8 protein-coding genes and 4 pseudogenes are annotated in these 12065 nt (G+C 42.5%); 11 read left to right on the top strand and 1 reads right to left on the bottom strand.

Annotated elements, in window-relative coordinates:
* Positions 1 to 19: 19 nt before the first annotated feature.
* The 9 genes and pseudogenes from FTT70_RS10715 (at position 20) to FTT70_RS10675 (ending at position 9112) form a co-directional block, all read left to right on the top strand.
* Entirely contained in the window at positions 20 to 670 is a 651-nt protein-coding gene (locus FTT70_RS10715; RefSeq protein WP_242770618.1) for a response regulator, read from the top strand.
* Positions 671 to 2035, top strand: a complete 1365-nt coding sequence (locus tag FTT70_RS10710) for an ATP-binding protein (RefSeq protein WP_004974307.1) — start codon at positions 671 to 673, stop codon at positions 2033 to 2035.
* A gap of 368 nt (positions 2036 to 2403) precedes the next feature.
* Positions 2404 to 4080, top strand: coding sequence for a phosphoethanolamine transferase (locus FTT70_RS10705; RefSeq protein ID WP_154320133.1), 1677 nt, complete (start codon positions 2404 to 2406; stop codon positions 4078 to 4080).
* 1 nt (position 4081) lies between these two features.
* Positions 4082 to 4645 (top strand): annotated as a pseudogene (locus FTT70_RS10700) (response regulator transcription factor); the annotation flags it as partial.
* A 110-nt stretch (positions 4646 to 4755) separates the two neighbouring features.
* Positions 4756 to 4863: pseudogene (locus tag FTT70_RS10695) on the top strand (helix-turn-helix domain-containing protein); the annotation flags it as partial.
* Positions 4864 to 5330: 467 nt separating this feature from the next.
* The gene (locus tag FTT70_RS10690; protein ID WP_070153163.1) at positions 5331 to 5621 is read left to right on the top strand and encodes a helix-turn-helix transcriptional regulator; all 291 of its coding nucleotides are present in this window, start codon (positions 5331 to 5333) and stop codon (positions 5619 to 5621) included.
* The gene (locus tag FTT70_RS10685) at positions 5611 to 6960 is read left to right on the top strand and encodes a type II toxin-antitoxin system HipA family toxin (RefSeq protein WP_154320132.1); all 1350 of its coding nucleotides are present in this window, start codon (positions 5611 to 5613) and stop codon (positions 6958 to 6960) included. Before FTT70_RS10690 ends, FTT70_RS10685 begins: the two co-directional genes overlap by 11 nt.
* An 18-nt stretch (positions 6961 to 6978) precedes the next feature.
* Positions 6979 to 7983 (top strand): YecA family protein, encoded by a 1005-nt coding sequence (locus FTT70_RS10680; protein WP_070153169.1) that lies wholly within the window; start codon positions 6979 to 6981, stop codon positions 7981 to 7983.
* 10 nt (positions 7984 to 7993) lie between these two features.
* Positions 7994 to 9112 carry a hypothetical protein gene (locus FTT70_RS10675; RefSeq protein WP_154320131.1) on the top strand — a complete coding sequence of 373 codons (1119 nt, stop codon included), beginning with the start codon at positions 7994 to 7996 and terminating at the stop codon, positions 9110 to 9112.
* A gap of 143 nt (positions 9113 to 9255) precedes the next feature.
* Here FTT70_RS10675 and FTT70_RS10670 read toward each other — a convergent pair whose 3' ends face one another.
* Positions 9256 to 10569 (bottom strand): ATP-binding protein, encoded by a 1314-nt coding sequence (locus tag FTT70_RS10670; RefSeq protein WP_070153175.1) that lies wholly within the window; start codon positions 10567 to 10569, stop codon positions 9256 to 9258.
* A gap of 237 nt (positions 10570 to 10806) precedes the next feature.
* Here FTT70_RS10670 and FTT70_RS13725 point away from each other — a divergent pair.
* Both FTT70_RS13725 and FTT70_RS10660 read left to right on the top strand, forming a co-directional pair.
* A pseudogene (locus FTT70_RS13725) lies at positions 10807 to 11112 on the top strand (transcriptional regulator).
* Positions 11109 to 12023: pseudogene (locus FTT70_RS10660) on the top strand (type II toxin-antitoxin system HipA family toxin); the annotation flags it as partial. The pseudogenes FTT70_RS13725 and FTT70_RS10660, both read left to right, overlap by 4 nt.
* Positions 12024 to 12065 lie beyond the last annotated feature (42 nt).

Raw genomic sequence — 12065 nt, 5'->3', positions numbered from 1 at the left:
AGGTGTTATGAGAGTTCTATTGGTAGAAGATGATAGCTTGTTGGCAAAAGCAACTGCACGTGGTCTAGATCAAATGGGCTTTGTAGTTGACATTGCGAGCACAGCAGAGCAAGCGTACCATTTTTTAGTGAGTTATCATTATCACTTTATTCTACTAGACTTAGGTTTGCCTGATCGAAATGGGATTGAAATTTTAAAATCACTACGTCGCAAAAAGAATCAAGTTGGAATTATTATTCTGACTGCTCAAGATCAAGTTGATGATCGTATTACAGGTCTAGAGGCAGGAGCTGATGATTTTGTTGTTAAACCTTATGATTTACATGAGGTCGTAGCAAGGATTCATGCTGTATTACGCCGAATTTCAGGAGAGGTAGGGGACCTAATTCAGGTTGGAAATATTAGTATTAACAAAGCGAGTAAACAAGTACTGTTAAATCAAGTCGAAATTGAGTTGACACATAAAGAGTTTCATTTATTGGAGTTATTTACTCTCAATCGTGGTCGTGTAATTTCGCGTGAAAATATAGAAAATTCATTTTATGCTTATGACGTTGATGTGAGTAGTAATGTTGTACAAGTCCATATTCATAACTTGCGTCGGAAATTAGGTAAAAATATTATCCGTACAGTACAAGGTTTTGGATATATCATGGATGAACAGCATTAAATGGCTGATCCAATTCGCAGCTATTCATTAACCCAGCGCTTATCTATAATTTTACTGGCAATTACCACTAGCGTTTGGTTGGGTAGTTTAGGAAGTATTTATTGGGGAATGCAAAACACTGCCAATAATATTTTTGATAAGTCATTAGCAGAAACTGCTCATGCTTTATTGTCTACGACTCTAAGTACCCTAGATGGAAAAGTACCGCAGCATACAGTGATTGAAAAAGCTAAGGGTGAGCATTATGACCAAATTGTATTTCAAATTTGGCATCGTGATGGACAATTAATTTATCGTTCTATTGGTGTGGAAACACAGCCATTTGTTCAGCAAGATAATTTTGGTTGGATTAAACTGAATAATAATACTTATCGTAGTTATTCTGTTTGGGATAGTACGCATACAATACAGGTACAAATTGCGCAGGTTTGGACAATTCGAAAAGATATTCAGCAAGATATGTTGCTGTTTTTGATTTTGGTTTCAATCATATTTTTGCCATTATTATTATGGTTGATTATTTGCACGATCCGTCGTCATTTATTGGCTGTATATAGCATTAGTCAAAACTTAGAAAAACAATCCATTGAACATTTAAATCCAATTAAGCCAGTTGTACCGAAAGAAATAGAACCTTTAGTGAGCTCTTTAAATACCTTACTTAGTGAGATTGCTGAAAGTATGCAACGTGAAAAACGTTTTACCTCAAATGCCGCTCATGAACTCCGTACACCATTAGCTGCTATACGCTTACATGCCCAAGTACTTCAAAATGCACGTTCCAATGAGGAGTCTAAGGAAGCTGCACAGGACATTATTACAGGAGTAGACAAAGCATCAAGAATGATTACTCAGTTGCTTACATTAGCGAGGCTTGAACCGAATGCCACACAAAACAAAAGCAATATTGATTTGGTAGATATTGTTAAAGGTACAGTTGAAATGATGGGTATTCAGTTCAGAAAAGCAGGTGTAGACTTACAATTGCATCTCACCTCAGTGTGCGTTTGGGGGCAGTCAGATCAGTTGGAAATTATGTTGAGAAATATACTCGAAAATGCCATTCTTTATCGTAGTTCAATACATAAACCTATTATTAAAGTCAGTTGTGGAAGTATTGGAAATGGTAGTTTTATACAGGTTGAAGATAACGGCATAGGTCTAGATGAAGCACAAATCCCATTTATATTTCAGCGTTTTTATAGAATAAATCAAGCCAGTTCTGTAGTAGGAAGTGGTCTGGGATTATCTATTGTGAAGCAGATTATTGACTCTCATTTAGGCAAGATTACTTTACAACGTGCAAATGCAGTTGGAGGATTGATTGTCAGAATTGAATTTTTCAAAAAATTGAATATTTATTAAAACGATAGTCAAAAAAATAGATTTTATCATATTGATTTATAAATTTAATTTAAATGCTGGCGTATATCGTTGTCCACTCATAATGTTCTCTCCTATGCAAAAAGAATAGACGAAATTTGTCTAGGAGAATGGTGGCAGTCCAGGGCCTGGTTCAAGCATGACTTGAGTAATACTCGGGCTGTGCTCATGATTTGCTTGAGCATTACTTGCGGATTTTCCCCAACGTGCTTGGGCTGCATTTTTGGTTTTATCAGATTTGATTTGAAATCAAAATATGTATAAGTTTTTGTAGCTCTCAGATTATTTTAAGTCATTTTTAAGATTCAAATTTTAGGCTAAAGCATATTAAAGTCTTTGAACTAAAAAAAATGCTTAAGCTGCCTTCTTTTCCCGGTCTACGCCAGATCAAACCCCTCAGCCTTGCACGCTTCAACCTGTTACTCGCCATTTGGCTGGGACTGGTCTTAAACTTTGCTTTCTATCAGAAAATCCATCAACTGACGCCTTATACCAACCTCAAGGCAGACGCATTATTGGCGGCTACAGTCTTGGTAGTTATCGGCTTGTACAATCTGGTCTTGCAGTGGCTGAACTGGAAATGGAATGCCAAGATACTGGCCAGTGTGCTGATCATTCTGGGCGGTTTTAGTGCTTATTTTGTCAATAGTCTGGGGGTTGTTATTACGCCGGACCAGATCCAGAATATGCTGCAGACCGATGCCCGGGAAGTCCGTGATCTCTGGTCAATACGGCTGGTGATCTGGACGCTGGTCTTTGTGATTTTTCCTTTGTGTATCGTCTGGATGCTGAACATTCAGCCTGCATCTTTCGGGCGTCAATTGTTGCATAAAAGCCTGAGCAGTCTGTTTTCGGCCGTATTGATTCTAGGACTGTTATTCTGTTTTTATGTCGATTATGCAGCCATCTTCCGCGAGCACCGCGATCTGAAGGGCATGATTTCCCCGCAAAATAGTATTGCATCCACCGTATCCTACTATAAAAAGAAAGCACCTAAAGCCAATTTGCCTTTGATTCCTTATGGTGAAGATGCCCATCTGCTGCAGCAGGCTCAAATACAGAAACAACCCAAATTGATGGTGCTGGTGGTTGGGGAGACTGCACGTGCCGAGAGTTTTGCTTTAAATGGTTATGCACGCAATACCAATCCTGAACTGAGCAAGTTACCGATAATTAATTTCAATCAAGTCAGTTCTTGCGGAACTGCCACAGCTGTTTCAGTACCGTGTATGTTTTCAGGGATGACACGTCAAAACTATAATGAACAGTTGGCTAGCCACCGAGAAGGTTTGCTGGATATTGCTCAGCGGGCCGGTTATCAGGTGACCTGGATTGATAATAATTCGGGCTGTAAAGGTGCCTGTGACCGCGTACAAAAATACCAGATTCCAGCCCAACTGAAACAGAGATGGTGTGATGCTGGTGGTGAATGTTTTGATGAAATCCTGGTGGATAGCCTGAAAGATTATCTGGCGCATCTGGATAAAAACAACTCGAAACCGCAGTTAATTGTACTGCATCAGATGGGCAGTCATGGCCCCGCATATTTCAAGCGCTCCAAAGCACCATATCAGCCATTTCAACCGACCTGTAATACCAATGCCATTCAGGGCTGCAGTACAGAAGAATTAAAGAATAGCTATGATAATTCGATTGTATATACAGACCATGTTCTTGCCGAGATCATTGAAACTTTAAAGCAACAGACTCAATATCAAACCGGTTTCTGGTATCTGTCTGATCATGGAGAATCTACCGGAGAGCACGGTTTATACCTGCATGGTGCTCCTTATAGCATGGCGCCCACGCAGCAAACCCATATCCCAATGCTGATGTGGTTTTCTGATACCTGGCAACAGTATAATGCCCTGCAGCTAAACTGTTTAAAAACACAGACCGGACAGGCACGCAGTCACGATCATCTTTTCCCCAGCTTATTAAGTATGCTGGATATAAAAACGCAAGTGATTGAAGCTAAAAATGATATGCTTGCACAATGCTCATCATCATTAAAAAACAGAGCTTGAAATGCATAAAATACTGATTATTGAAGATGACTTTATGATTGCCGAGTCGACTGAAACATTGCTTAAACTGCATCAGTTTGAGGTGTACTGGGTCAATAATGGGATTGAGGGTTTAAAACAATTACAGCAGCAGGTCTACGATATTGTGCTGCTCGATTTAGGTTTGCCAATGATGGATGGCATGTTGGTGCTAAAAAATATCCGGCAGAAGTTTCCGAATTTACCGGTATTGATTATCTCTGCCCGGGATCAATTACAAAACCGGGTAGATGGGCTGAATCAGGGAGCTGATGACTACTTGATTAAACCCTATGAGTTTGACGAACTGCTGGCCCGTATTCATGCCTTAATCCGACGTGCCGGCTTAAAAAATACTGTGACAGATATGAATAAGAAATTATCACACAGTGGGCTGGAACTGGACCTGGAACAGCACATCGTATGCTTTAATGGTGAACCGATCGAGTTGTCTAATCGGGAATGGTCTATTCTCACTGCACTCCTCATGCATCCTAGCAAAATTTTTTCTAAAAACGATTTAGAAGACAAACTTTATGATTTCGATAAGTTGACAAAAATAACTAATCATGCGAAAAAGTTTTTTTAGTTAACAGATGTTCACACATGCCTCGAATTGTTTCTGTACCACTTAGTTTAGAACAGCGAGAATGACTCATTTTTCTGGCCAAGCATGCAAAACATTGGCGTGAAAGACAACGTGCCCAAACTATTCTCTGGCTTTCTGAAGGTAAAAGTGTTGCGGAAGTTGCCACTCTACAAGAAACCCCAACCTTGGCAATAGTCACCAACATAATTTACATTAAATTGTATAAATTGCTGTGTATATAAGTACAATAACATCAATAACTTACGTTTTAAAATATTTTTATTGGAATTAATGTTTATTAAGATCGTTTAATTTTGGTCACATAAGTTTTTAAAAATTTACCAAATAATCACCAACATAATTTTGTGATGATTAATTAGGTAAACCGAATGGTAAAAAATCAGGTTGATGGAGTTATATATGGCTGAACCGTACCGGGTTTGTCGGAGACTTTTTTATTTAAGTTAGGCCACCTGACCTAACGGGTTAATCTTATGCTGCTGTTAGGGTCTAAAAATAGCAGTTTTGAAGGGCTTTATCGAGTGATTTTTTCAACACTCTACGCAATTATGGATATCATAGTATCCACTTTATGTTTTATTTCGCTATAATGGATATAACTGTATCCATTTGGTCTTTACGGATGAATTTTACCTTACTTGATGATACCGATGTAAGCCAAGCTTATGCGGCTTATTTACGTGAGTTACGCAAGCAGGCAAAGCTGTCGCGCGCTGCATTGGCTGAGCGAAGCTGCGTACCTGCGGCCACCATTAAGAAATTTGAGCTGACCGGGCAAATTTCATTTCGTCAATTGCTGTTGCTATGGCAGACACTTGATTCGCTAGATAGGCTTTATCAGCTCACGCAACTTAGCAAAGAACGCGCTGCTATACCCATGAGTATTGATGAGGTGCTAAAAGATGAGTTTTAAACCGATTCAGAAGCTTAATGTTACTCGTACGCTAAGCTCAGGTGAGCAGATATCTGTTGGAGTCTTGGCGCAGAATCGGCAAGGCGTTTTTTTTCAGTATACTGACGACTATTTGCAGCAGTTTGGCAATTTATCACCGTTTACCTTGCAAGCGAATACGCTAGTTCAAGCCGCACCTAAAGCGCCGCACCAAGGTGTACATGGCGTATTTGGGGATTGTTTGCCCGATGGCTGGGGCATGTTGTTACAAGATCGTATTTTCCGGCAAAAGGGCATCCTACCTAATCAATTAACGGCGATGGATAGACTGGCCTTTGTCGGTGATAAAGGCATGGGAGCGCTGTCTTTTGCTCCGGTGTCTGAGTTTTCAGCCACGACATACGCGGACATTGATTTAGCAACCTTGGGCTTAGAAGCACAAACGCTGTTCGATGCTTCAATGTCAGATTATATGGATGATAATCACGATGAGTTAGATGGGCATACGCAACAGGTGTTGGCCGCATTAGTCGCCGGTGGTAGTTCGGGTGGAGCAAGGCCTAAGGCGCAGATTTATATGCCTGCAGGGGAAACTCAGCATTGTCGAACCTTTGCTCAGCCTGGAGATGAGGCTTGGCTGATTAAGTTTACCTCGAAAAATCTCGCGCTCGGGCATGAAGAAGGGTTGTGTGAAGCGGTTTATTTGCAAATGGCCGAGCTTGCCAAGTGCCAACCACCAGTCTGGCAACTCATTGAAGCACCAACTACAAGCGGTGCGTCTGCCTGGTTGGCGCTTAAGCGTTTTGATTATGTCACGGAGCAGGCCCGTTTAAGCGGTAATCGCAGTTCAGGTCGCTTGCATATGCACAGCGCTTGCGGGCTGCTGGATGCAGACTTTCGAACGCCAAGTTTAGATTATATTGACTTGATCAAAGCCAGCCGTCAGTTGTGTAAATCTCCTGCTGCTGGGCAGCTGCAATTTCGCCGTGCCGTTTTTAACCTGCTGTCGTCTAACCAAGACGACCACAGTAAAAACTGGGCGTTTTTGCAAGCGGATGACGGTCAATGGAACCCTGCACCTTTTTACGATGTTACCTACAGCCCACATCCATTCAACGAACACGCCACTGCTTTCGGCGGTTATGGCAAAGCGCCATCGCTTAAGGTGATGCAAAAACTTGCTACTAGTGCTGGCTTTGCGAATTGGAATGATGCAAAGCAAGTTATTGAAGAAGTCGCAGAAGCCATCAGCCAATTTACGTATCTTGCCAAGCAACAAGGGATCAGTAAAACAACAATGTCCGTGATTGCTAAGACATTGGAGCAGCGTAAACAAGAAAATGCAGCGCTTTTTCTATAACAATAAGAAGGGACAGTAATGAAGCTCGGCCGAAACGATCCTTGCCATTGTGGCAGTGGTAAAAAATTTAAACGTTGTTGTATGAGCAGCGTTTCCAAGCAACATGCCCAAGTCTTCGATGATGTTGAAACCATGCTGGCAATGAACCCAAATTTGAGTCTTGATGAACTCAATGCCGCTTTGCAGCACAAAGTGCAAGAACGCAATCATCAACCTCATCCCGATTTTTGTGGCGTAACGCCAACGCAAATGGCCAATTGGCTTTATGCGCCTTTTGATGAATTAAAGTGGGTGACAATTTGCACTCCCGACTCTCTTTCTGCCAGCCCAATAATGCGTTATCTAGCCCTCATTCTTGATGAGGCCATGGCGCAAGAAGGCTCCTTCAAAGCCACGAGTAAAGGCAACTTACCGGCTAAGTTGGTTAAACAGGCCAGTGAGTTATTGCCTGAGTTTGCCGTTGCTCAATTAGAACGTAGTATAAGCATCAGCGAGTTTTCGGGCAGCAATGAAGACAAATTTAATGCCTTGCACTACACCCGAGTGCTTGCCGAAATTAGCGGTATTATTTATCGGCGCAGTGGCCGCTACCATGTAAAAAAATCAGCGCAAAAGCAGTATCAAGCGCTAGGCATACAGGCCTTTTTCAAACCTATGTTAGAGGCCGCTATCAGCAAATATAACTGGGGTTATTTGGACAGTTTCGAATACGATGTCGACTTGCGCACTTTTTGGTTGTTTATGCTGTGGCGTATTCAAAGCCACAACAGTGTGGAGCAGCTTGTGAAAGAGGTGATGACAGCTTTCCCTAATCTATTGCTGGTATTCCCTACGGATGATTACTTCTCGCCAGAAAGAAACTTAAGTATGCTCATCGAATCACGATTTATTGAGCGATTTTTGCAGTTTTGGGGATTTGTAACGATTGACCCAAGACGTTATATAAACGCTGAACAAGTCGCCAGAGTGATTCAGGTACAGCCTTTGTTAAAACAAACTTTTCAATTCACAATAAATAAATAGCAAGGTCACCGTGAGCGAATTTCAATACTATAAATTTGAGCGTCTGGATGGGTATTTAGATGCTAAAGCACGTCAAGCACTCAGAGCCATTTCAAGCCGTGCCGAGATCAGCGCTACGGCCTTTCAGGTGTATTACACCTACAGTGATCTAAAGGCCGAGCCTTTTGAGCTGATGTTAAAATACTTTGATATCGGTTTTTACTATGCCGATTGGGGCTCAATCGATGTATACATCAAGCTACCAGCAGGAACGCTTCCAGATGCGTTACTTGGCTTTTCAAGTGATGGACTTCATGTTCACGAAAACGATGAGTGGCAGTTGCTGATTTTTTCCCTTGAGGAGTGTGATGAGTATTTTGACGATGAGCATGCTGACGACTTTTTCCAGCATTTAGCCGCTTTACGCGGCGGGTTAATGCAAGGGGATTGGCGCCTTGTGTACTTAATGTGGCTCAAAGCGTTTGATTTTAATGATGGCGTTGAGCGAGTGCCGTTAATTCAATTCGATTTTGAGCACCTCAGGGAAGAGGAGCAGGCGTTTGCTGCGCTGTATGATATTCCCTTAGCATTGGTTAAGGCGCTCGCCATGGTGCTGAGCGAACAACCCAGTCACCAAGCCAAACAAACTCAGCTTACGCTTGATGCGTGGATCCATAATCTCTCGCAAGCAGAGAAAGACACGCTATTACGCACGTTGTTTGAGCAAGGCCAGCTAACCCGTCACCAAGCCTTAGCGCTGACGCGAAAAGAACCTGTCAACACAGACGAGATCTATCAATACTGGTTAACTTCCGCCGTCATTTCTCCTTTCATTGAGCAAGCGCAAAGTCAATTACAGCAAGAGCAAGCCGCAGCACTCGCAAAAAAATTAGCTATCGAAAAAGCGGAAAAAGAAAAAGCGTTGACGTATATCTACAATCAACGTGAGCACTACTGGCAGCAATCACAAGAGCAAGCGGATCGAACTTGCGCCAGTGGTTACGATGCGGCATCACGCTATCTGCATCAGCTGTTTGAGGCCTATCAGTTCAAAGCTGATGAAGCGGCGTTTGAACAACGTTTTAAGCGCTTTGTTGTGGCGAATAATAGCCGTAAAGCACTGTTAAATCGCTTGAGTGATTTGCTTTAAACGATGAGGCGATAGGCTGGCCAAATGACGTTAGCAAAAAACCGATTGAGGGTTGGTTGAAAGGTTGTAAGCCCACCAAAGGTCTACAAATTGTTACCTATGAAGTCACTTTGTGTAGACCTCGGGGTCTAAGTAACGCGCTTTTACCATCTCTGTGGTAAATACTGCGTGAAATACAAAGGCATCACGATATTGGTTTGCTCTAATGCGGATGAGCCTTGTGTACCCGTTAACTTAAAGGTTTTACTTGGAGTACATTTTTCAACGTAGGATGCCAACGATTTTGCTCTTGTACGTTTACCACTTTTGACCTCCACAGGGACGATATCGCCTTCATCGGTCGCCAAAATAAATTCGATTTCGGCACGGGCGTCATTCCATGAATAGCTTGGGTCAACGCCAATGGCAGTGAGCTCTTGTTGCACAAAGTTTTCAGCCACATAACCTTTGTATTCATAGTTTTGTTGCTTAATTTCTTTATAACTGCTGCCGAGCATATGATTAAGCAGACCCACATCAAACAAAAACAGTTTCACCATATTTTCTTTTTTATAGGCCGCTAACGGAGATTTCGGCAATCCTTCAATAGGGTAGTTTGGCAAAGCTAGGCGGCAGCAGTTAAGCCAATGGATCGCGGTTTCAAAATCGCTATAACGAGATTTACGCTCATGCACATGCTTAAATTTAAAGCGTTTAACCGACTCATCGCTGACAAGTGATAGCTGGGCTGGAATGCTATTAAATACCGATTCAATCAGTGTGGTGTCGACCTTGCCCGCGTACTTACCAAAATCGCGGCGATAACCTTCCACTAAATCGGCATGAATTTTTGTGACTTTTTCAACACGCTCTAGAATGCTTGAATCCTTATACTGATACCAAGCAGAAACGGCTTCCGGCATACCACCAGTAAAAAAGTAGTCAGTGAGTTTGTCCATCAATTTGGTGTGTACTGCCGGTGTGCTTGCTTGACTATCAAACGCTTTGATCAGCGCTTGCTCGTTGGATGCGTAAATAAATTCTTGGAAGGTCAGTGGTCGTAAATTGTATTGTTCTACCTTGCCCACAGGGAAGGTGTTGAGCAAACCAATATTCGAGCCGCTGGCAGCGACAAAATAGGACGGTGCTTTTTCAGCAAAGTACTTTAGTGAGGTAACGGCACGTTCACATTCGCCAATTTCATCTAATATCAGCAGATCGGTTTCTGGGTTGAACGCTTGGTTGGTTAACAACTCAATATTCATTACTAGCTCGTCAGGTGACAGAGAGCCATCGAACGCTTCTTTGTAGGCAGGGTTTTCAAGGAAGTCGATACGAAGGATGTTGGCAAAGGTATTCCCAAATAACTCTTGTAGCAGATAGGTTTTACCTGTTTGTCTTGCACCATCGATCAATAATGGCTTGCGCACCGGTTGATTTTTCCATGTTATTAGGGCGTTTAGTAAGTTGCGCTGCATTGTCATTTCCCGCCAATTAAGACTGTTAACTGCCTGTAGTATAACTCAGCCTACACTTTTACGCGCAGAAAAGTGCGGAATTTTACATTTTTATGCGCATAAAAGTGTAATTTGATGACCTTTGGCATTCAGGGATTCACATCATCGCCTTGGCCAACGCGCAAGCTAAACCTAAAAGTAGGATATAAATCCAATTATATTGAGTAAAGTGGGAATATAGTCCCTTTGGTTGGTGATATGGCTAAGCGTGACTTACACAATATATTGTTTCCAAAGCAGCGTAAAATCCTGACGCAGTTTGGTGAAGACTTGCTGTTGGCGATGAAAAGACGTGGTTTTACCAAAAAGCTACTGTGTGAACGTACTGGTTTTGATCATAAAACCGTGAATTAAGTCTTAGCCGGTGATCCGGGCGTTGCCATAGGCACTTACTTAAAGGTGATGGCCGTTCTTGGCATGGAAAGCAACTTTGCAGAAATGGCCGCCCATGATGAAGTGGGTATCAAGCTGCAAAACATAAAATTGCTGGAAGGTTCAAGATGAGCCGTGAAATCGTTGAAGTCTATGCCGACTGGCAGCCAATTGAAGCACCTTTGCTAATAGGGCTGCTTTCTTACAGCGATTCAAGCCGAGGTGGCGTGTTTAGTTTTGCCTACGATAAAGCATTTTTAACCTCAGCCTATCGCTTGCAAATTGATCCCATCCTGACCCTCCACTCCGGTGTACTCTAAAACGATGAAGTCGATAAAAGCTTCCGCGCATTTCTTGATTCATCGCCTGATAGATGGGGGCGTATTTTAATGCAGCGGCGTGCGGCGATTGAGGCGCGCAAAGGCATTCGAGCAACAAGTCGATTAAACGAATTGGATTACCTGCTGGGCGTAAATGACTCTTACCGGATGGGTGGTATTCGATTTAAGCGAACAGGCTCGAATGCTTTTTTGGACGACAATTCTGAATTTGCTGCGCCGCCAATGGCTTCTTTGCGAGAGCTAGAGCATGCAGCAATGCAGATTGAAAAAGACGATAACATCGACAGTGACGAGTATTACCGCTGGTTGAAAATGCTGATTTCTCCAGGCTCATCATTAGGTGGTGCAAGGCCCAAAGCTTGTGTCACAGATGAACAAGACCACTTGTGGATTGCTAAGTTTCCCAATTTAAACGATACCCATGATGTGGGCGCGTGGGAGATGGTCTGTTATGAATTGGCGTTAGCGGCAGGTGTTGACATGTTTCCAAGTGAGATGAGGCAATTTTCGTCACAGCACCATACCTTCTTAACAAAACGGTTTGACCGCGACGGTGACAAGCGGCTGCATTTTTCGTCGGCCATGACACAGCTTCAATACTATGATGGTGAACAATCTCAAGGTGCCAGCTACTTAGAGATTGCTGAATTTATTTCCAATTGTGGAGCACAAACCACAGCTGATTTAGCTCAGTTTTGGCGTATGGGGGTAAAGGCATGGGGAAGTGTTTAATGAAGTGCTGCT

The sequence above is a fragment of the Acinetobacter sp. YH01003 genome (assembly GCF_013420525.1).
GTDB lineage: Bacteria > Pseudomonadota > Gammaproteobacteria > Pseudomonadales > Moraxellaceae > Acinetobacter > Acinetobacter towneri.
This window is presented reverse-complemented; position numbering and strand designations above follow the sequence as displayed.